Annotated in this window: 20 protein-coding genes; 13 read left to right on the top strand and 7 right to left on the bottom strand. The window is 38.1% G+C overall.

Going from position 1 to position 19625, the window contains the following annotated elements; genetic code table 11:
* The first annotated feature begins 167 nt into the window (after window positions 1-167).
* The 11 genes from RYK20_RS09045 (at window position 168) to RYK20_RS08995 (ending at window position 9591) form a co-directional block, all read left to right on the top strand.
* Window positions 168-788, top strand: a complete 621-nt coding sequence (locus RYK20_RS09045) for a hypothetical protein (RefSeq protein WP_314895186.1) — start codon at window positions 168-170, stop codon at window positions 786-788.
* Between the two features lie 117 nt (window positions 789-905).
* Window positions 906-1367: a nitrous oxide reductase accessory protein NosL gene (locus tag RYK20_RS09040; protein ID WP_311456960.1), complete on the top strand. Its 462-nt coding sequence runs from the start codon at window positions 906-908 to the stop codon at window positions 1365-1367.
* Between the two features lie 15 nt (window positions 1368-1382).
* A complete protein-coding gene (locus RYK20_RS09035; protein ID WP_314895185.1) occupies window positions 1383-2627 on the top strand; it encodes a nitrous oxide reductase family maturation protein NosD in 1245 nt (414 codons plus the stop codon).
* A 30-nt stretch (window positions 2628-2657) separates the two neighbouring features.
* A complete protein-coding gene (locus tag RYK20_RS09030; RefSeq protein ID WP_297980818.1) occupies window positions 2658-3368 on the top strand; it encodes an ABC transporter ATP-binding protein in 711 nt (236 codons plus the stop codon).
* Complete coding sequence (locus tag RYK20_RS09025; protein WP_297980821.1) at window positions 3361-4143, top strand: ABC transporter permease; 783 nt, start codon at window positions 3361-3363, stop codon at window positions 4141-4143. Before RYK20_RS09030 ends, RYK20_RS09025 begins: the two co-directional genes overlap by 8 nt.
* A 164-nt stretch (window positions 4144-4307) precedes the next feature.
* The gene (locus tag RYK20_RS09020) at window positions 4308-5135 is read left to right on the top strand and encodes a hypothetical protein (protein ID WP_314895184.1); all 828 of its coding nucleotides are present in this window, start codon (window positions 4308-4310) and stop codon (window positions 5133-5135) included.
* Between the two features lie 390 nt (window positions 5136-5525).
* The gene (locus tag RYK20_RS09015; protein WP_314895183.1) at window positions 5526-6296 is read left to right on the top strand and encodes a DUF6261 family protein; all 771 of its coding nucleotides are present in this window, start codon (window positions 5526-5528) and stop codon (window positions 6294-6296) included.
* Between the two features lie 448 nt (window positions 6297-6744).
* Window positions 6745-7596 carry a hypothetical protein gene (locus tag RYK20_RS09010; RefSeq protein ID WP_314895182.1) on the top strand — a complete coding sequence of 284 codons (852 nt, stop codon included), beginning with the start codon at window positions 6745-6747 and terminating at the stop codon, window positions 7594-7596.
* Between the two features lie 38 nt (window positions 7597-7634).
* Window positions 7635-7820: a hypothetical protein gene (locus RYK20_RS09005; protein WP_311456955.1), complete on the top strand. Its 186-nt coding sequence runs from the start codon at window positions 7635-7637 to the stop codon at window positions 7818-7820.
* Between the two features lie 140 nt (window positions 7821-7960).
* Window positions 7961-8743, top strand: a complete 783-nt coding sequence (locus RYK20_RS09000) for a hypothetical protein (RefSeq protein WP_311456954.1) — start codon at window positions 7961-7963, stop codon at window positions 8741-8743.
* Window positions 8744-9138: 395 nt separating this feature from the next.
* Window positions 9139-9591 (top strand): hypothetical protein, encoded by a 453-nt coding sequence (locus tag RYK20_RS08995; protein WP_314895181.1) that lies wholly within the window; start codon window positions 9139-9141, stop codon window positions 9589-9591.
* A gap of 60 nt (window positions 9592-9651) precedes the next feature.
* Here RYK20_RS08995 and RYK20_RS08990 read toward each other — a convergent pair whose 3' ends face one another.
* The 5 genes from RYK20_RS08990 to RYK20_RS08970 all read right to left on the bottom strand — a co-directional run bounded on the left by RYK20_RS08990 (window position 9652) and on the right by RYK20_RS08970 (window position 14914).
* A complete protein-coding gene (locus tag RYK20_RS08990) occupies window positions 9652-10251 on the bottom strand; it encodes a pyruvate dehydrogenase (RefSeq protein ID WP_314895180.1) in 600 nt (199 codons plus the stop codon).
* Between the two features lie 47 nt (window positions 10252-10298).
* Window positions 10299-11072 carry a DUF695 domain-containing protein gene (locus RYK20_RS08985; RefSeq protein WP_314895179.1) on the bottom strand — a complete coding sequence of 258 codons (774 nt, stop codon included), beginning with the start codon at window positions 11070-11072 and terminating at the stop codon, window positions 10299-10301.
* 114 nt (window positions 11073-11186) lie between these two features.
* Window positions 11187-11984: a 4,5-DOPA dioxygenase extradiol gene (gene ygiD, locus RYK20_RS08980; RefSeq protein ID WP_314895178.1), complete on the bottom strand. Its 798-nt coding sequence runs from the start codon at window positions 11982-11984 to the stop codon at window positions 11187-11189.
* Between the two features lie 17 nt (window positions 11985-12001).
* Window positions 12002-13750 (bottom strand): aspartate--tRNA ligase, encoded by a 1749-nt coding sequence (gene aspS / locus RYK20_RS08975; RefSeq protein WP_314895177.1) that lies wholly within the window; start codon window positions 13748-13750, stop codon window positions 12002-12004.
* A gap of 30 nt (window positions 13751-13780) precedes the next feature.
* Entirely contained in the window at window positions 13781-14914 is a 1134-nt protein-coding gene (locus RYK20_RS08970) for a sugar-binding protein (RefSeq protein WP_314895176.1), read from the bottom strand.
* 228 nt (window positions 14915-15142) lie between these two features.
* Here RYK20_RS08970 and RYK20_RS08965 point away from each other — a divergent pair, with 228 nt between their 5' ends.
* Together RYK20_RS08965 and RYK20_RS08960 are read left to right on the top strand one after the other, a co-directional pair.
* Window positions 15143-16126 (top strand): lysylphosphatidylglycerol synthase transmembrane domain-containing protein, encoded by a 984-nt coding sequence (locus RYK20_RS08965; RefSeq protein ID WP_314895175.1) that lies wholly within the window; start codon window positions 15143-15145, stop codon window positions 16124-16126.
* A 28-nt stretch (window positions 16127-16154) separates the two neighbouring features.
* Window positions 16155-18518, top strand: coding sequence for a heavy metal translocating P-type ATPase metal-binding domain-containing protein (locus tag RYK20_RS08960; protein WP_314895174.1), 2364 nt, complete (start codon window positions 16155-16157; stop codon window positions 18516-18518).
* A 29-nt stretch (window positions 18519-18547) separates the two neighbouring features.
* Here RYK20_RS08960 and RYK20_RS08955 read toward each other — a convergent pair whose 3' ends face one another.
* Complete coding sequence (locus RYK20_RS08955; RefSeq protein ID WP_314895173.1) at window positions 18548-18955, bottom strand: DUF2752 domain-containing protein; 408 nt, start codon at window positions 18953-18955, stop codon at window positions 18548-18550.
* A gap of 4 nt (window positions 18956-18959) precedes the next feature.
* Entirely contained in the window at window positions 18960-19295 is a 336-nt protein-coding gene (locus tag RYK20_RS08950; protein WP_297979604.1) for a TM2 domain-containing protein, read from the bottom strand.
* Window positions 19296-19625: the final 330 nt, after the last annotated feature.

The raw sequence follows: 19625 nt of genomic DNA, 5'->3' as shown, positions 1-19625 counted from the left end.
TCTGTTCTGCTCTTCACCAAGAAATGCAAGGATACATTCGTGTATCTGCTGCTAATGCCAATACACCTCTTAAATGGAGCCTTGGCGGTGATGATGAAGAATAGTTCTAATTTATAACTCAAAAGGCTGGTAATGTCCTTATCAGCCTTTTACAAAATTTAAAAAAGATGAAAGCCGCACGTTTTTTAATGGTGGTAGCCTCTTTGCTACTATTATTACTTTTTGTTTTCCCTATCTGGCACATCAAGCTTGATGCGCCTCAGTATCCAGAAGGTATCAATATGTATATCTGGATTAACGACATTAACGGTTATGAGAATTTTTGGGCTGACAAAGAAAATCTCCTATCCGTACATATGATTGACAACGTCAATATCCTTAATCACTATATAGGTATGAAGCACATACACGCTGAAGATTTCTGGGAATTCAGAACTTTTCCTTGGATTATCGGCGGAATGTTCGTACTAGGACTCCTCTTCGCCTTTGCTGGTAAAAAAATCCTTTACTTCGCTTGGGCTGCCCTTATGGGAGTTGCAGGAGTATTGGGAATGTATGACTTCTATCAATGGGAATATGACTACGGACATAACCTAAGCGATACTGCCCAAATCAAAATCCCTGGAATGGCTTACCAACCTCCTTTCTTTGGGGGTAAAGAGCTCTTGAACTTCTATGCAGAGTCTTACCCAAGCTGGGGTACTTATGCAATGGTTTTGGCAGCAGTACTTGCCTTAGTGGCTTTCTTTATTGCTGGATGCAATAAGAAAGAGTGCGCAGCTTGCTAATCAGAAAATCATCTTGGCTTAGAGGAACTCCCTAGGGTCAAGATGATTTTTTTACTCTTATAAAAACAAATCTAATTATTTAATTTACAACATATTAACTTAATTTAATTACCAGAAATGAAAAAGATATTCCTATTCTTCGCTATGGCAATGCTTATCGGTGCTTGTACCCCTAAGCCACAACCTATTGACTACGGAAAAGAAGAATGTGCCTTCTGCAAGATGACCATCGTAAGCCCTCAGTTCGCCTCTGAGGTAGTTACCCAGAAGTCCAAGGCTTTCAAGTATGATGCGATAGAGTGTATGCTCCAAGCGCCTCAGGAAGATAAGGTGGCGCTACACTTGGTATGCGACTACCTTAACGAAGGAAACTTCATAGAAGCTTCTCAAGCAACCTACTTGGTATCTCCTAATATAGAAAGCCCTATGGGGGGCAATCTCGCCGCTTTCTCTTCCAAAGAGGACGCTCAAAGAATACAAGCTGAAAAAGGAGGCGACTTATATGATTGGGAAGGAATCCAACAGAAATTCCAATCCCATACCCCTATTCACCACAACAATGATATGCACGATCATTAAAATCACCTCCAGAAGATGCTAAATAAGATTTTTATACCCTTACTATTGTGCTTCCCCTTCCTCGGAGAAGCACAATCTATAACCGTATGCCCGCAATGCCCTATCAATACCATCACCAAGGCGGTGGCTTCTGCCAATGAGAATGATACCATCATAGTGGAGAAAGGCACCTACCCAGAGCACGATATCCTCATTGATAAGCCCCTAACCCTCATCGGAAAGGACAGACCAGCCATTAACGGGCAGTTCAAAGGCTCTATACTGAAGATACGTGCCAATAACGTAACCATCAAGGGCTTCCGTATCCTCAATGTCCCCTTCAAATCTACCGAAGAACAAGCCGCTATCCATCTGGATAAAGCAAAAAACTTCCTCATAGAAGATAATGTGATGGAACAGGTATGCTTCGGGGTGATTCTCTTCAAGGGAAAAGATGGTACCGTTAAGAATAATAAGATTTCTTCCAATGCCAAGACTCAGTATAATTCGGGCAATGCCATTCACCTCTGGAGCTGTAAGAATGTTAATATTATAGGGAATGAAGCCCTGAACTGTCGTGATGGAATCTATATACAATTCTCCTCCCAATCCCATATTAAGGAAAATTATTGCTATGGCAACCTCCGCTATGGCTTGCACTTTATGTTCTCCAATGATAACGAATATCATAAGAATAAGTTCGCTAAGAACGGGGCTGGTGCGGCAGTAATGTTCTCCAGGCGCGTAAAAATGACCGATAACACCTTTCAGGATAATTGGGGTCCTTCTTCCTATGGGCTGCTCTTAAAGGAGCTTTATGACTCCGAGCTTACAGGGAATACTTTCCTTAGGAATACCATCGGGATCAATGGAGAAAACTGCACCCGAATGAAATATAATGAAAACACCTTCACCGAGAACGGATGGGGTATCCGTATCCGTGGAGGATGCTACCAGAATGACTTCTGGGATAATAATTTCTTCCATAATACCTTCGATGTAGCTTATGATAATAACGTAAATGACAATAAGTTCCACAGCAATTATTGGAGTGATTACACAGGCTATGACCTCAACAAAGACAATGTAGGAGATGTCCCTTATCGTCCCGTAAAGCTCTTCTCTTATATCAGTAACCGCACTCCCGAAAGTATCGTACTGCTTAGGAGTTTATTTATTGATATTATGAACTTTTCTGAAAAGGTAGCTCCTGTATTTACCCCAGAAAACTTGGTCGATGAAGCCCCTAGAATGCAACCTTTCTCCAAGAATAACAAATAATATTTACCTAACTTTTACCCTAATTTACAGATGATTGAATTCAAAGATGTTCATAAAAAATATGGAAAGCTCGAAGTACTCAAGGGAGTGAGCTTTACCATTAAGGATGGGGGAATTATCGCTATCTTAGGACCCAATGGTTCAGGGAAAACCACCTCTATGAAGAGTTTTCTCGGGATGGTCGTACCTACTAAGGGCGATATCTTATTTAACGGCAAGTCCATCAAGAACCAATGGGCTTATAGAGAACAAATATCCTACCTCCCTCAGATTGCCAACTTCCCTAATAACCTCAAAGTAAAGGAGCTCATCGCGATGATAAAGAATATCAAAAAGTTACCTTGCAAGGATCAAGAACTTATAGAGCTCTTCGGATTACAAAAACACCTTAATAAGTCCTTAGGAAACCTCTCCGGAGGAACCAAACAGAAGGTAAATCTTGTCCTAACCTTTATGGTAGATGTCCCTTATCTGGTTCTTGATGAGCCTACCTCCGGTCTCGACCCTATCGCCATACTTGCCCTTAAGAAGCTCATCCTTCGTGAGAAGGAAAAAGGCAAAACCATCCTCATTACCTCCCATATCCTGAGCTTTATCGAAGAACTTTCTGACGAAATCCTATTTATCCTTGAAGGAAATATATACTTCAGAGGTACGCCACAGGAACTCCTTACCACCACTGATAAGGAAAATTTCCAAGAAGCCATTGCCGAACTCCTAAAAAACGAAAAATATGATTAAGATTATCCGATATACTTTCTTTGACCTCATCCGCAGTAGCTGGACGTACTTTTACTTGGGATTTTATCTCTTGCTCAGTAGCATTTTGCTATTCCTCAATAATGATATTTCCAAGTCGGTGATTACTTTGATGAATGTAATTATCGTTCTCATCCCCTTGATCTCTACTATATTCGGAGTGATGTATTACTATAACGCCCGCGAGTTCATTGAGCTCCTGCTGGCACAGCCGATTCCTAGGAAAAATATCTTCTTGGGGCAATACTTAGGCATTTCTCTGTCCCTAAGCTTAAGTTTTATCATAGGATTGGGAGTTCCATTCCTCTTCTACGGCTTGTTCCTCTCTTCGGAGATATTTAATTTCATAATGCTGATTATCACAGGGGTATTTCTAAGCTTTATTTTCGTAGGTTTCTCTTATCTTATCGGGCTTTATAACGAGAATAAGATAAAGGGATTTAGTTTTGCCATCTTTATCTGGTTGTTTATGGCAGTTATCTTTGATGGTCTCTTCCTAATATGCTTTATGGTCTTTAGGCAATATCCTCTGGATACCTTTTCTATGGCTATGATTTTGTTCAATCCGGTGGACTTATCCCGTATTCTAATCCTCTTAAAGCTGGATATCTCGGCTTTGATGGGTTACACAGATGCCATCTTCAAGTCTTTCTTTGGCTCAACTGCAGGAATAGCCGCCTCCTTGGGCTCACTTTGCTTGTGGGTGTCCGGAATTATATTTATGATTCTCAGAAAAATACGTAAGAAGGATTTTTAACTATATTTTTATTGTCATAATGATTGCCTTTCTCCCCTAATTGCTGGGGAGGAAGGTTTTTTCTTTGTATAAGGTATTAAAAAAATGCTAATTGTTCAGCTAAAAAATAGATTATCTCGAAAAAATAGCTTATATTTGCTACTGAATACAGAAATAGCTTTATTATGAAAAGATTTATAACATATTTTTTTATCATTACCCTCTTTACAATGGTTACTTATGGGCAATCTGGTATAAAAAAGCCTGATTGGCAGGAAAAAAAGCTCGTTGGAAAAGTAAAAAAGTTGAAAGAAAAAATGGTTTTTTTCGATGATAAAAAACAATACGTAGCCTTTGCTAAAGGAGAGGGGAGCCCATCTGATATTGAGAATGTTTCCATTACTTATGTATTTAATCAGCGAGGATATATAGAAAGTTTTATATCAGAGAATGGGGATAAAGTTCCTATTAAGTATGATTATAGGAATCGAACGGCTACTCAAATTTACAAAAAGAAACCTGGTTCTCCTGCTATGGAGATTATTTGTGAGTTTGACCCTTTGAAGAATATGATATCGCAAACTTTGAAGATGGGAGAGCAGACAATCACAGAAAAATACAAACTTACTTATAATGATAAGTGGCAAGTAGTTGAAGAAAAGAGAACTCATATAATGAGTGAGGAGGAAAGCGAAAATTCCCCTAATAGCCTGTATATTTATAAATATAATAAAAAAGGATATGTAATAGAGCAAATAGTAAAAGAGCCTAATTCATCAGGAGATTGGGAGCTTAAAAGTATTATTAACTATCAATATAATGATAGGGGAAATGTGAGTGATAAGATAGAATTAGAAATACAAACAGAAAATAATAGACAAGAAAAAAAATACCACTATGAATATACTTATGATAATATAGGAAATTATATTAAGAAGGTAGAATATCTTATTTCTGATAGCGAAGAAGAAGTAACATATACTGAGGAAAGAGAAATAAAGTACTATAAATAAAATTAGATGTAAAAAATATATTATTTTTATAACTAAAAAATAAAATAGGTGCTGTCGGAAAGTTATTTTATAGCTAAAAAATAAAATAAATGCTGTCGGAAAGTTATTTTCAGAGCTAAAAAATAAAATAAGTGCTGTCGGAAAGTTATTTTTATAGCTAAAAAATAAAATAAGTGCTGTCGGAAAGTTATTTTAGAGCTAAAAAATAAAATAGGTGCTGTCGGAAAGTTATTTTCAGAGCTAAAAAATAAAATAGTTATTATTGTAAAATTATTCTTACAACTAAAATAATTTTTATTTATGATTAAAAAAATGGAATAATAACTTGCAAATATCAGAATTATTTATTATCTTTGCAAAATAGAACTAAAATATAAAAAAATATAGAATATGAGTTTTAAAATAGATATTTCGTTACCTAATGTGAGCAAGCTCAATAATGATGAGTATGCTCAATTTGTAAAAGGGATAGTAAAGTTAGTTTATGCAGGGACTATAGAGAAGTTAAGAGTTGAGGAAGAACTTGTAACAGCTATCCAAGAGAATGTAGAGCTACTTACAGAGGCTTCTAGGCAGAGCCGTTCTACTAAGGAATCTGGAAATATGGCTCAATTAGATAAGAAAAGAAATGAGATACTCTCTTATCTACTTTCTTCTTTTAGGGTAGGGAAGAAGAGTGCTATACAATCGCAAAAGGAAGCGGCAGATATTCTTCTCTTAGAGTTCAAGAATTATAGAAAAGTATCAACTTTGCCTACAAGGCAGAAGTCGCAGGCAGTAGATGCGTTGATAAAAGACTTAGAGAAGCCCGAAATCAGAGAGCTTTTGACCACTTTAGGAACAATAAATGCAGTTGCACCTCTGAAAGAAATCAATGCTAAATATCAAGAACTATTAGATGTCAGGGCTGAAAAACAGCTAAAAAATAGTTCGATTGATGTAAAAAAGGTGCGTAAGGAGACGGAAGAACTATATAGGCAATTAACAAGAGTTGTTTTTGCTTATAATGTAATAAATCCATCTACTGAAACGAAGAATTTTATCTCCTTACTAACAAAATTGATAGAAGACACGATGTCTGCTAATAAACAACGATTAGCGCAAGCCACACCTAATAGAAGGGGAAGTAAGGATAAAGAGAAAAAGGCTGTTTCGGAATAATCAATTTGTGTTTCCTAAAGAACAGAAGTATTATAATGAATTTCTGAAAAGGACTTTGTGAGGAATTAGCTATATGCAGAGGATTATTATAGGAGCTAAAAATCGGTTTAGTAATTAATCAATTGGGTTTAATAGTCCTTCTGCCTATCTGAAGCATAGAAAATGTAAAGATATTTTTAGGTTTTAATTGGTAAAGGCTATTACAAAATAAAATTTGCGATAGCCTTTTTTTATTTATTTTTCATTTATTACATTATAGGAAGGTGATAGATAAACATCAACTTTGTTGTTGTTCATAGGGAATTGCTTTTAAGAAATGGCAAAGGTAGTAATTTTATTTTAAGAATATAAAAATATTTGTGAGTTATGAGGAAAAAGATGTATATTTGCAAAGTTAAAAAATAGAAAAGAACAAAATTATATAGAAACCATATACAAAAAGACTTTTATGAAAAGATATATTATGTTTCTCCTATTGATAAGCCTTAGCCTAGTTGCTTGCGGGAGAAAAAATGTAAAGAATCCCCATCAACAAGGAGAATCAGTTCAATATTTTCAAGGCAATCACTTTAAAAAAACGGATTGGGAGCTATTGGGTTTGCGCGGGAAAGTAAAACGATTGGAAGAAATCTTTGATTACTATGAGTATGCAGAAGATGGCTCAGCAAAGAAGTCGGATAGGGTTGTTGTTTTGCCAAGAGAAGGTACATTTTTCAGAACAATAAATGGTCTTCCTCTTATTATTGATTTCGATGAAGAAGGTTATATTATAGGCACACGAAGGTATGAAGATACAGAAATAGATTCTCTTATCTACAACCATAAAGAGAAAACCATTACTCAATATACGGGAGATATAAAAAAATATATAGATTGTTATAAGTATGATGAAAGAGGGAATGTAATAGAAAAGAGATGGGGCAGAGCAGACCTCCCTTCTTATAAATACTATCATATTACTTATAATGATAGAGGGCAAAAAATAAAAGAAATTTCTTCTATAAGCAAAAAAGAAATTAAATTAGGGGAGGAAACAATCTATAAGTATGATTCAAAAGGGCGTATAATTTATGAGGAAGAAAAAGGGATTTTAGGAGAGGCAAGAGAATATACTTATAATAAAAAAGGAGATATTCAAACCATTAAAAAGAAACCCTTCCTTCAACCAGAACAAGAACTCTGGTATGAATACACTTATGATAAGCAAGGTAATTATATCAAAAGCATTCTTTATCTGAAGGATAAAATAGAAGGGAAATTGACCTCTCGAGTAACACAACGAAAAATAGAGTATTATTAAAGGTTTGGGGCAGAAATATATTTTAAGAACTAAGAAGTATGAATCAGTTTTATTTTATGGTGCCTAATACTAAGGCAAAGGGGACTCCTATCTACTTAGATGGGATTTTACACACACAATTTATTCCAAGAGAAGAATACAAAGGATCTACACTTCCTCCTGTACTTGATAATGATATATGGCGTATGGGAATATTTACTTTATCTAAAGAGCCTAATAGCTGATGAAAAATATTAATAAAACAGACGAAGCAACTATAGACCATTTTTAGGAAGTGACAATTTTCTGATGATACTGTCGTAAATTTTAATTGACTTTAAGGAAAGTTTTATTGTTAACAATTATACCTAATTTTTAATTACAGATGGGGAAAAAATTAACAGAAGTACAAAAGCAGATACTAAAAGAAGACGTAAAATGTAATGAGTTCAAAACAAACTCTTATCAAAAATGGGTAGAAGAGGTTTGTACTTTTTTGGAAGCAACAGCTCCCAATCTGGGAGAGGGAGGTCGTTGTTGCAGTGTTTTTCAATCAAAACCTGTGTTAGATAAACAACCCGATGTTTTGTTCTTAGGCTATAATGCCCACGAAGACTATGGCTATACAGAAGTAGAACGAAAACGCTTTTGGGAAGGTAACCCTTCCTTTTATGAAGAAGGTGCAAGATATCGAGACCCTTGGAAAATTTGGTATCGCCTTTATAATGCCATGCAGTTTGCAAATTACACGAAACCAATGGAGGATGGTAATTTCATATTTATGAATGCGGTCTATTTCGGAAGTAACAAAATTCAACAATTGGAACATATACCCAATATTCAACCAGCTATTGACAAATGCTTGGATTTTACAAAGGTGGTAATCACAGATATATTTCGTCCAAAAGTAGTTGTTTGTTTTTCTATCCCTGATTGTTTTAACAGATTAGATCTAAAATTTAGTTTTGACGCTGTAGTTTCTTTTTCACCCTCACACGTGATCAACGGTAAACCATACCAATGTAAACAAACTATCAAGATGGGTTTATGGGAAAAAATCCCTATTATTGGTATTCCTCATCCATCTGGCTTGCATAATTATGATGATTGGGGAGTAATAGCACATTTTCTCAAAACAATCTTCATCACATCTAACGCAGAAAACTAAATTTTTCATTCATCAATGCTCTGATATGGTACAAGTGGATTTATCTTTGTACCATAAAACCATATTGATCTATCACAATAATCAAAATCTAATAGTCTATGCTTGTTGATAAGATAAAATTTCTCGGGAGGATGCGTCAAGTTTTCCTTCCTTTTTTGTAACTTTACCTTATTGAACTTATACTGCTATGACACCTTTTAGAACAATAATTATAGTTATTAATCTCTTAGCCTTTTCACTAATGGTTATAGGCTTTCTTTTGCAAAGGCTTTTTGGTTTTGGAGGTGCTATGGCGGGAATCTGTTTTGCGCTTTGTTTATTCTATATTTTGTAGTTAGTATATATGAAGCTATCAAAGTTTTTGATTAAATTATCTCTTTTTAAAATATCTCAAAATGACTATAACAGATGCTCCTAATACCTACAATAATGCTATAGAGATACTCTACCAGAAAGGATATGAAGTGTTTTTACTTGACAAAGATGAAGATTACCTCATTTATATGAAAAAGAATGAGGAAGTTACTGTTGCCAATGACCCTCTTTCACTATTGGCTATAAGTTATTTGAAGGAAAATGGAAAAATAGTAGATGAGAGCTGGGAAGATAAGTTTATGGACAACTTTTCGGCATTAGCTATTAAGGAGATACTCAGTAGAAAATACAGCATAAAAATTACTGATAAACACTCTGATTGGTATGACTGGATTGTTAAGAAGAAAGATGAAATGTACTTTGCACAAACACCTCTTAGGCTCTTGGCTTTGCTGTTGCTCATAGATTATTATGGATGGGATTGGTATAAAATAGCTGTTCCTTCTCACCTCAACGAACTAAAAAGTTACTAAAAATAACAAAGGCTGTCGCAAACTAAATTTTGTAACAGCCTTTCTTCTTTTTGTATTTTGTTAATGGCAAAAAACTACCATATCTAATCCGTTTTTAAGGCAAAAATCTATATTTTCTTTTAGCCCCATAATGGCCTCATAAGCAAAGCCTTTTTCTTCATCATCTCCATCTAACATAGCTTCTATTTCATCCTCCGTTTTATGAACTTTGGCAAACAAAGAGGCTATATGTTCAAGTCTTTTCTTGTCTAATAGGTCTATCATAGGGAAATCGGCTATTAGAGGTAGCGGAAAAGGGTCGGCATAATCAGCAGGGAATAACTCTGTCTCTATATCAATCTCAATATCATAATCTTCGGCAACAGTTTCGTTGATAACTTCGGTTATATACCCTAACTTAATTTCTTGTGTTTTGGGCAAGGTTTCTCCTAAAGTAGCGCAAATTCCGATAAAAGCATACCCGTAGTGATACCCCTCCAAGGTGTAAGGATTACCCATTATAATATCGATAAGGGCTTGAGAGGTTTCTTGGTTTTGTTCGGCATAGTTTTCGAAAACATCATTGGCTTTTACCTTTTGCAAAAGGGCTTCATCTTTAGAGCCAAAAACAGCTTTGATTTCAGGAGTTTTCACTCCGTAAGTAAAAATATAATATCCCATAATTAAGTGGATTTTTAAGAAAGGACAAAGATAGTATTTTTTATCTATTATTCAGTAATAATATTACATCCCCAGCCGTCATAGTAACCATTGAATTGGAGGGAGAGTTCAATCAGGTCAGATACGATTTCTTCGATGTGCTCGATGTGGTCTTCGCGAGAGAAATTGAGTACATAGCGGCTTTCGGGGTTGTTTTCTTCGTTGTATTTGGCTGAAAGGATTTTAAAACCTGAGCTTTTCACCAGTTCGATAAAGGCTTTTTGTTCATTTTCTTCACCGAAATATACCCAGTGGTCGATTTCACGTGGTTTTTCGAGGGGATCACCCCCTTCTTTTAGTTGTTCAATCACCATTCGGTTAAGAATTTGGTGAATTTCTACGCCATTGGGGTAGAGTGTATGCAAATATTCTTTCCACTGAGGGTCGTTTGCTGAAAGACACTTAAACTCATAGGATGGGAAAGCTTCCATTGCTTTATAGCAAGCTTTTACAACGGTTTCGGCATCTTTGCAGTAGCTATAGATTTCGCGGTTACCACCTCCAGTAACGATGGCAACCCCAATAGCTCCTGCACTTTCGATGGTATCGTAAAGAGTGTCCTCGATATCTGCAAGGGTTTCGAACTCTTCTTGAGATGAAAAGCCATTATCGTAAGGGTGTTGCATTTTCACAATGGCACGCACTACCACGGGAAAATCTGCGATAGGAGCGATGTCTTCCAGTGCTAAATTCAGCCGAATAGAGACGGGAGTTTCGCCGAAAGAAGTACGGTAGAAGTCCCAGTTTTCGGGGATTTCGATAGGAGGATGGTTGTTGTTCATAGGGATTTGTTTTTAATAAAAGGCAAAGGTAATGATTTTTATGGAGAGAAACAACAAAGGCTGTCGCAAATCTTATTTTGCGACAGCCTTTGTTATAGGTTTAATTCTTATGAGCTAAGACTTTCCTCCCACGAGTACTGAGGTCATACTGATAGAGCCTCCTACGATTGAATCATTGAAAATCAGCACTTCATCATCTTCTTCTCGCAAAGCCATTACATAGAGCAAAGGCAAGTAATGATCGGGGGTGGGGACTGATAGTTTTGCGTTTTCTCCGAATTGCTCAAAATGTACTAATGCCTCTAAGTTATTATCGGTTATCGTTTTATTGATTTGATCACGAAAGGCAAAAGCCCAATCATAACCAGCATCTAAATCATTGATATAACGAAAGTTCATCAGGCGCAAGTTATGTATAATATCCCCACTTGCTAAAATCAATACTCCTTGTTTGCGCAAGGGAGCAAGTTTTTTGGCTAAATCGGCGTGCCATTGAGCAGGCTTGGTAGCATCTAAGCTCAGTTGTACTACGGGAATATCTACCTTTGGGTACAAGAACTTTAATACCGCCCAAGCGCCGTGGTCAAATCCGCGTTCGGGGTCTACTTTTAGGTCAGTATCCGCAAGTAGTTCTTGCACTTGTGCTACTAACTCTGGAGAACCTTTAGCGGGATATTGCACTTCGCTGAGAGCTTTTGGAAATCCGTAGAAATCATAAATCATTGGAGGATTAGGGTTTCCCATAATAAATAACCCCTCACTATACCAATGAGCAGAAATACACAAGATAGCTTTTGGTTTATCAAAAGTCTGTGTGATTTCGGCAAACTTTTGGTTAAAAGGATTTTGCTCATCAAGAGCGTTCATTGGATTGCCGTGTCCTACAAATAGAGCTGGGATTTTCTTAGTCATTAAAAGAATTTTAATTTTTAATTTGCTAATTGAATGCTTAGTTCTTTGAGTTGCGCCTCATCGATAGGGGAGGGGGCATCAATCATCACATCGCGACCGCTATTGTTTTTAGGGAAAGCGATAAAGTCGCGTATGGTTTCTTGTCCGCCGAGGAGTGCTACCAATCGGTCGAAGCCAAAAGCCAAACCACCGTGAGGAGGAGCACCGTATCGGAAGGCGTTCATCAAGAAGCCAAATTGTGCTTGTGCTTGCTCTGGAGTAAAGCCTAACAACTCAAACATTTTGGCTTGCAACTCTTGGTTAAAGATACGTATAGAACCACCACCTACTTCGTTGCCATTGAGCACGAGGTCGTAAGCATTGGCACGTACTGCACCTGGGTTGCTATCAAGCAGAGGAATATCTTCAGGTTTAGGCGAGGTGAAAGGGTGGTGCATCGCAAAGAAGCGTTCTTCCTCTTCGCTCCACTCCAAAAGTGGAAAATCTACTACCCAAAGTGGGGCATATTCATCAGGTTTGCGCAAGCCGAGACGCTCGGCGAGTTCCATACGGAGGGCGCTGAGTTGCCCGCGTACCTTGTTTGCCTTGCCTGAAAGGATGCAGATAAGGTCGCCTGCTTTGGCGCCAGTGCGCTCTGCCCACGCCTTGAGGTCTTCCTCGTTATAGAATTTATCTACTGACGATTTGAAACTACCATCTTCATTGCATTTTACATATACCATTCCGGAAGCGCCTACTTGCGGACGTTTTACCCATTCTACCAAAGCATCAATCTCTTTGCGGGTGTAGCTGTTGGCACCAGGTACGGCAATCCCTACAACTAATTCAGCTTCGTTGAATACCTTGAAATCGCGGTGTTGAGCGAGGTCGTTGAGTTCGCCGAATTTCATACCGAAACGGATATCGGGTTTGTCGTTGCCGTAAGTTTTCATCGCCTCGGCATAGGTCATACGAGGGAAAGCCCCGAACTCTAAGCCTTTGAGTTCTTTGAGGAGGTGTTTTGCCAATCCTTCAAAGGTTTGGATGATGTCCTCTTGTTCTACAAACGACATTTCGCAGTCTATTTGGGTAAACTCTGGCTGACGGTCGGCACGGAGATCTTCATCACGGAAGCACTTTACGATTTGGAAATATTTGTCTAATCCGCCTACCATTAGCAGTTGCTTGAAGGTTTGTGGGGATTGTGGAAGTGCGTAGAACTCACCAGCATTCATACGGCTGGGCACTACAAAGTCACGAGCGCCTTCGGGTGTTGATTTGATAAGTACAGGGGTCTCCACCTCTATAAAGCCCTGAGCAGAGAGGTAGTTGCGCACAATCATACCCACCTTGTGGCGGAAAATAAGGTTATCACGTACGGGAGTACGGCGAATGTCCAAGTAACGGTATTTCATACGGAGGTCTTCACCACCATCGGTATTGTCTTCAATGGTAAAGGGAGGAATCTCGGAATGGTTGAGCAAGGTAAGCGCCGAAACGAGGATTTCCACTTCTCCGGTAGGGATATGAGCATTGGCAGCCTCGCGCTTGATCACAGTACCTTGAATTTGAATCACGTCCTCACGTGAGAGGGTTTTCGCCTGCTCGAATACGGCTTTATTAGTACGTTCTTCATCAAATATAAGCTGGGTGATGCCATAGCGGTCACGTAGGTCTACCCAAATCATAAATCCCTTATTGCGGATACGTTGTACCCATCCGCTGAGGGTTACTGGTTGGTTTTCGTGCGAGAGTCGTAGCTCTCCACAAGTATGCGTTCTGTACATTTATTTGTTGTTAGTTATAAGTTTTGAGTTTTAATAATAGCTAATTTCGTAGATAGTAGAGGCGTCTTGTTTGGTAAATTTTATTACTTTTCTATCCAAATACTTTCTCTTGCCACTTTCTTCTTTATAAGAAAAGGTGTAAATTCTCTCTTGCTCGTATTTTACATCAATAGGTTTGCCTTTAGTATCTTTGGTGATGTGCTCTTTATGGGTGATACTAAACTTATAAGTGCCATTGGCATTAGTGAACTCTTTGTAAGTCATATTTTTGACAGTACCTGCCTTTATTTTAGCAATTAGAGTTTCTAATTTTTCCACATCTTTATTTGAGGTTGAACCAGAAGAGATACTTAGTCCGTCATCATCACCAGAACGATTTTCGATTATACGACTTACATAGCCGTCTTTATCATAAGCATAAGTAAATTTTATAAGTGTGGCATACGATACTTTTTCCTCTTCGTCTGTATAAGAATGATAGATAGACTCCAATAGATTTTTAGTAGGGACACCTACCGGAAGTGCATTTAGCAAATAAAAATAGGTAGTATAAACATCTATTTCATCTTTTCTTTCGCCGTTGAAGATAAAAAAGCGATTCTTATTTTCGTTAGGGTAATAAGAAAATTTCATTCCTTGAATTTCTTCTTGTCCTGAAGAAGTATGTGTTTCAGTGATTAGGTTGCCATCTTTCCAAATAAATTTACTATCGTCAATTTTAGACAGCTGACCTTTTTCATCATAAGTGAGATAACTATCACTATCTATTTTTCTTAGATAACCCTTATTATCTAAAGGAAATTCAAAATTTTGTTTTCCACTATTTGCTATAATTTTTCCTTGAGGATAACTAAATTCATAGGTTACTTGTTCACCTCCTTTATCAGAAGTGAATTTTGAAATGCGCCCTTGTGTGTCATATTCATAAGCAAAGACTCCATTTTCTAAAGTATATATAAACTTAGGTTCGCCATTTAGAAAATAGGTTGGGTCGCCATTAGGGTTCTTTTTTCTATTTAAATAGGTAATCTTTACCTCTTTAATTCTCTTTACTGTAGTGGTTTTAGGAGGTTCAGGATTATTAGGAGTAGGGTTGTCATCGCTCTTTCCGCAAGAAGCTAAAGTAAGGACGGCAGTTGCTACTAAAAATATGACTCTTTTCATTGTTGGTATTTTTTATAATTCATTTAGTTTTGATATGTTTCCAGTTCCTTGAGTGAATATATCTACATAAGGTCAATATTTTTTGTCTTAAGAGATATAATGATTTTCTTCTTTATTATAATTAGGCTTGTTTCAATAGGTTCTAATAAGATGCAAAAATAACTATTAATTTTGGAATGGCAAAGTACAAATTAATTTATATCTTTGCACTGCCAAAAATATGCTTAGATGACAGCAAACAATAACTACCTTAAGAAGACCCTACAACTGGTGCTTCCCCTGCTATTGGGGATATTTTTGTGTTGGTACGCTTTTGCCCAGTTTAGTACAGAGGAGCTAGCACTTATCAAGGAACAGTTCCTTAAGGCAGATTATTCCTACTTATGGCTCTCGGTAGCAATGGGCTTCCTAAGCCACGTATCTCGCGGGATTCGCTGGCAATACACGCTTGCTTCTATGCACTATTTCCCTAAGCGATACAACTTGGTTTTGGCAGTTTTTATTGGGTATTTGCTTAATCTTACCGTGCCACGTTCGGGAGAGGTCAGCCGTGCTTTGCTTATCAATCGGTATGATAAGGTACCCTTTGACAAGGCTTTCGGAACTATCCTTACTGAGCGGGTGATAGATATGTGTATTTTACTGCTATTTATAGCTGTTGTCTTTGTCTTCCAGTTTGACTTGGTATGGCATTTCTTAGAAGGCTATCTTACTTTTTCCTATATTATAGTCGTACTTTTGGTTTTAGGGCTTCTATTTTTAGGGGGAGTATATTGGATTTATCGTTCTACTTCCTCCTTTGCACAGAAAGTACGTAAAATGCTCTCAGGAATCAAGGAGGGGATATTTTCCATTCTCCATTTGAAGAAAAAATGGCAGTTTATAGCCCATACCCTATTTATTTGGCTTATGTATTTTTGGATGTTCTATGTGGTGTTTTTTTCTATGGAACAAACTAAGGAACTGTCCATCATACAAGTACTTACAGCATTTGTGATAGGGAGCTTTGCCATTGTATTTACCAATGGAGGTTTAGGGGCTTATCCGCTCTTTATTGCCAAGGTGTTATTGCTTTTTGGCGTAACTGAGACGGTAGGCACAGCCTTGGGCTGGGTGATATGGATTGCCCAGTTCCTGATGATTATCCTCTTTGGGGGATTGTCGTTTTTACTGTTACCCATTATTAATAGAAGGTTAGCCTCTAACCGTTAATTGCCTGTGTGGCTTACACCTAATAACTATGTATTGTTATCACTGCGGAAATGATTGTGACCCTAAGCACCCTATTGTATTTGATGATAAGCACTTCTGCTGTCAAGGGTGCCAAACGGTCTATGAGATTCTCTCTGCCAATAAGTTGGACAAATATTATACCTATGAGCAAACTCCCGGGGCACGTCCTGAAGAGGCTCAGGAGAAGTACCATTTCTTGGACAATCCCCAGATAGTGGCTAAGCTACTGGAGTTTGATGAGGAAAATACCCAAATCGTTTCTCTCTATATCCCACATATTCACTGTAGTTCGTGTATATGGGTATTGGAGAACTTGCAGAAATTACATAAGGGCGTACTACACGCCTTAGTAGATTTTCCTAAGAAAACAGCACGAATTAGTTTTCAGAAAGACAAAATCACCCTGAAGGAGTTGGTGGAGCTTCTTGCCCAAATCGGCTATGCCCCTTATATCAGTTTGGACGATTACAAGCAAAAGAAAGACCAAAAGGGACAAAAACAACTCCTGTACAAGTTAGGCGTAGCAGGGTTTGCCTTTGGAAATATAGGGCTACTGTCTTTCCCTGGCTTCTTTGAGGACAACGAATTTTGGTTCAATCGGTATAAGGATTTCTTCCGCTGGCTGATGTTTGCTTTCTCCTTGCCGGTGATGTTCTATGCAGCTACCGATTACTTTGTATCCGCCTACAAGGGGATTCGCAACCGCTTTCTCACCATTGATATTCCCTTGGCTTTGGGTATCCTCACTATGTTTGTCCGCAGTACTTATGACATCATATCGGGTAGGGGACAGGGCTTCTTTGATAGCTTAGCTTCTTTGGTCTTTTTGTTGCTTATAGGCAAATTCTTTCAGCAACGTACCTACTCTTTTCTCTCTTTTGAGCGAGATTACAAAAGCTATTTTCCTATAGGAGTAACCCGAATAGAAGGAGGTAGGGAAGAGAGTGTTCAAGTATATGATATCAAGGAGGGTGACCGCTTACTCATTCGTAACGAGGAGCTGATACCTGTAGATGCCGTGCTTATTCGTGGCGTAGGTCAGATAGATTACAGCTTTGTAACAGGCGAATCCAAATGGACAGAAAAGAACAGCGGGGACAAGCTCTTTGCAGGGGGGCGTCATAAGGGAGCGGCTATAGAGATAGAAGCCACCAAGACCGTTTCCCAGAGCTACCTCACCCAGCTGTGGAGCCAAGAATCCTTCCAAAAGAATAAAAACGAAGGTATCAAAACCCTTACTGATAGAATCAGCCAGTATTTTACCTTCTTTGTACTGCTCATAGCCTTCCTAACTTTATCCTTTTGGCTTTACTATGGTACCCCTACCGAGGCGTTCAATGCCTTTACGGCAGTGCTTATCATCGCTTGCCCCTGTGCTTTGGCGGTTTCTGCCCCTTTTGCCTTGGGCAATATGCTCCGGCTCTTAGGCAAACGCCATTTTTACCTCAAGGATACCCAGACTATAGAACAGATGGCTCAGGTAGATACCCTTATCTTTGACAAAACAGGTACCATAACCCAGAGTAATACCCAAGAAATTACCTATGAAGGTCAAGTGATGAGTGCCCAACAACGTTCCTTGCTCAAGAGTGTATTACGGAACTCCAATCACCCCCTATCTCGTCAGTTATATGACTATCATAAGCAGGAGGATATACACCCTCTTGATAGCTATGAAGAGCATATAGGTAAGGGAATGGAGGCTATCTCGGGTAAGGATCATATAAAAATAGGCTCGGCTAAGTTTGTAACGAATAAGGAAAACAAAGATGAAACAGCGGTATATGTAGCTATCAATGGGCAGTTAATGGGCAAATATACTTTTAAGAACCCCTATAGGGAGCATATATTTGCCGTTTTCCACGAGTTGGAGCACAAAGGCTATACTTTAGCACTCCTTTCAGGGGATACAGAAGCAGAAAAAACATTTTTAGAGAGACAGCTTTCTAACAAAATAGCCTTACACTTTAATCAAAGTCCAGCCGATAAGCTCCATTATATAGAGCAATTACAGAAAGAAGGCAGGCGGGTGATGATGCTTGGCGATGGGCTGAATGATGCAGGCGCCCTCAAGCAAGCCCAAGTAGGCTGTGCGGTAGCAGAAAATAGCAATACCTTTTCTCCAGCCTGTGAGGCGATTCTTCAGGCATCTGAGATAGGGCAGCTTCCGCGCTTTCTTACGCTGAGCAAGCAGACGATGCGGGTCATCAAGATGAGTTTTGTCCTCTCTCTATTATATAATTGTATAGGTACCCTTTTTGCTGTTACAGGACATTTGGAGCCTGTAGTAGCGGCGATTCTGATGCCCATCAGTTCTATTAGTATAGTACTCTTTACGACGCTAATGACCAATAGGTTGGTGAAAAAATAAAAGGAATAGGCAATGAGCCAATGACCCAATTATAAGCCCTTATAAAGATTCCATAACCAATTCAGGAGTATCAGGACACAGAAAGAGGTAAAAACCAAAGGTCGCTTGAGAAAACTCTCACAAGTGGTGTAGCATTCAAAAAGACTAGTTTTTCTATGATATAGGTCAAAACATAACCATAACGGAACCAATACCAATAGGGCAGAAGCGATAAAGCCTAAAGGACTGGTATAAAGCGCCTCATAGAAAGAACCCTTGAGTAGGGAAACGGTAGAACGGGTAGTACCACAAGCAGGACAAGGAAGCCCTGTAACTCCCTTGAAGATACATAGGGAGACTCCCATCTCTTGTTCAGGAGAAAGCATATGATATAGTAGCCAACTCCAGCCAGCAAGAGATAGGAGAATGACAAGAATATAAAAATTCCTGTAGTTCAATGAATTAAATAGCTGATAATAACAAATTGGTGTTCTTTTCGCGGGTAGCTCCCATAATAAGGAACCAATCCACAATAGTCCAAACACCAAAACCTCCACAGGTCAATAGCTTAAAAATACCCAAACCGGTATCTCCTATATAGAAACGGTCTACTCCCAATCCTCCAATGAGAATAGATAATATAAGAGAGGTGGTAGTATCCTTAAGAGGAAGGGATTGAAGGGTAACCCATTTTGATTCATCTAAGGAAAGTAATTTTTCGCGAATAAAAGGAATTTGTTCTGGTTTGAAGAACTTTCCATTGGCAATAAGGTAAGTATCTACTTTATTTGCATCCATATGATATTAAATTTAGATTTAACGGAATTAGTTTATTACAGAAGAGAACAAGTCTAGTATTGATCTATGGGATTGTTCCCTCGAAATGTTTTAGCAAAATTACGAAAAAAAATGGAACAATTAAGGGATATAAGGAAATTATTTTTTTACATAGCAATATTTTTTGAGGATCAATGGTGTAGAATGCTTGGCTTTTATAGGCAGTAAATAGGTTGCCTTTGCAATAATAATACCTAATCTTAAGGTAAAACAACCCCATAAGAGGCGTTACAACACTTTTTAAAAGTCTTTACACTGCAAAAAATGCTTAAAAATCATCCTGACAATCAA

The sequence above is a fragment of the uncultured Capnocytophaga sp. genome (assembly GCF_963525585.1).
In the GTDB taxonomy this organism is placed as follows: domain Bacteria; phylum Bacteroidota; class Bacteroidia; order Flavobacteriales; family Flavobacteriaceae; genus Capnocytophaga.
The sequence above is the reverse complement of the archived record's forward strand: the minus strand, read 5'-3'. Positions and strand labels throughout refer to the sequence as shown.

What these genes read in the sequence shown, in the direction of transcription:
- RYK20_RS09045 (WP_314895186.1), top strand. Translation starts at nt 168, where the DNA reads ATGAAAGCCGCACGTTTTTTAATGGTGGTAGCCTCTTTGCTACTATTA.
- RYK20_RS09040 (WP_311456960.1), top strand. Translation starts at nt 906, where the DNA reads ATGAAAAAGATATTCCTATTCTTCGCTATGGCAATGCTTATCGGTGCT.
- RYK20_RS09035 (WP_314895185.1), top strand. Translation starts at nt 1,383, where the DNA reads ATGCTAAATAAGATTTTTATACCCTTACTATTGTGCTTCCCCTTCCTC.
- RYK20_RS09030 (WP_297980818.1), top strand. Translation starts at nt 2,658, where the DNA reads ATGATTGAATTCAAAGATGTTCATAAAAAATATGGAAAGCTCGAAGTA.
- RYK20_RS09025 (WP_297980821.1), top strand. Translation starts at nt 3,361, where the DNA reads ATGATTAAGATTATCCGATATACTTTCTTTGACCTCATCCGCAGTAGC.
- RYK20_RS09020 (WP_314895184.1), top strand. Translation starts at nt 4,308, where the DNA reads ATGAAAAGATTTATAACATATTTTTTTATCATTACCCTCTTTACAATG.
- RYK20_RS09015 (WP_314895183.1), top strand. Translation starts at nt 5,526, where the DNA reads ATGAGTTTTAAAATAGATATTTCGTTACCTAATGTGAGCAAGCTCAAT.
- RYK20_RS09010 (WP_314895182.1), top strand. Translation starts at nt 6,745, where the DNA reads ATGAAAAGATATATTATGTTTCTCCTATTGATAAGCCTTAGCCTAGTT.
- RYK20_RS09005 (WP_311456955.1), top strand. Translation starts at nt 7,635, where the DNA reads ATGAATCAGTTTTATTTTATGGTGCCTAATACTAAGGCAAAGGGGACT.
- RYK20_RS09000 (WP_311456954.1), top strand. Translation starts at nt 7,961, where the DNA reads ATGGGGAAAAAATTAACAGAAGTACAAAAGCAGATACTAAAAGAAGAC.
- RYK20_RS08995 (WP_314895181.1), top strand. Translation starts at nt 9,139, where the DNA reads ATGACTATAACAGATGCTCCTAATACCTACAATAATGCTATAGAGATA.
- RYK20_RS08990 (WP_314895180.1), bottom strand. Translation starts at nt 10,251, where the DNA reads ATGGGATATTATATTTTTACTTACGGAGTGAAAACTCCTGAAATCAAA.
- RYK20_RS08985 (WP_314895179.1), bottom strand. Translation starts at nt 11,072, where the DNA reads ATGAACAACAACCATCCTCCTATCGAAATCCCCGAAAACTGGGACTTC.
- ygiD (WP_314895178.1), bottom strand. Translation starts at nt 11,984, where the DNA reads ATGACTAAGAAAATCCCAGCTCTATTTGTAGGACACGGCAATCCAATG.
- aspS (WP_314895177.1), bottom strand. Translation starts at nt 13,750, where the DNA reads ATGTACAGAACGCATACTTGTGGAGAGCTACGACTCTCGCACGAAAAC.
- RYK20_RS08970 (WP_314895176.1), bottom strand. Translation starts at nt 14,914, where the DNA reads ATGAAAAGAGTCATATTTTTAGTAGCAACTGCCGTCCTTACTTTAGCT.
- RYK20_RS08965 (WP_314895175.1), top strand. Translation starts at nt 15,143, where the DNA reads ATGACAGCAAACAATAACTACCTTAAGAAGACCCTACAACTGGTGCTT.
- RYK20_RS08960 (WP_314895174.1), top strand. Translation starts at nt 16,155, where the DNA reads ATGTATTGTTATCACTGCGGAAATGATTGTGACCCTAAGCACCCTATT.
- RYK20_RS08950 (WP_297979604.1), bottom strand. Translation starts at nt 19,295, where the DNA reads ATGGATGCAAATAAAGTAGATACTTACCTTATTGCCAATGGAAAGTTC.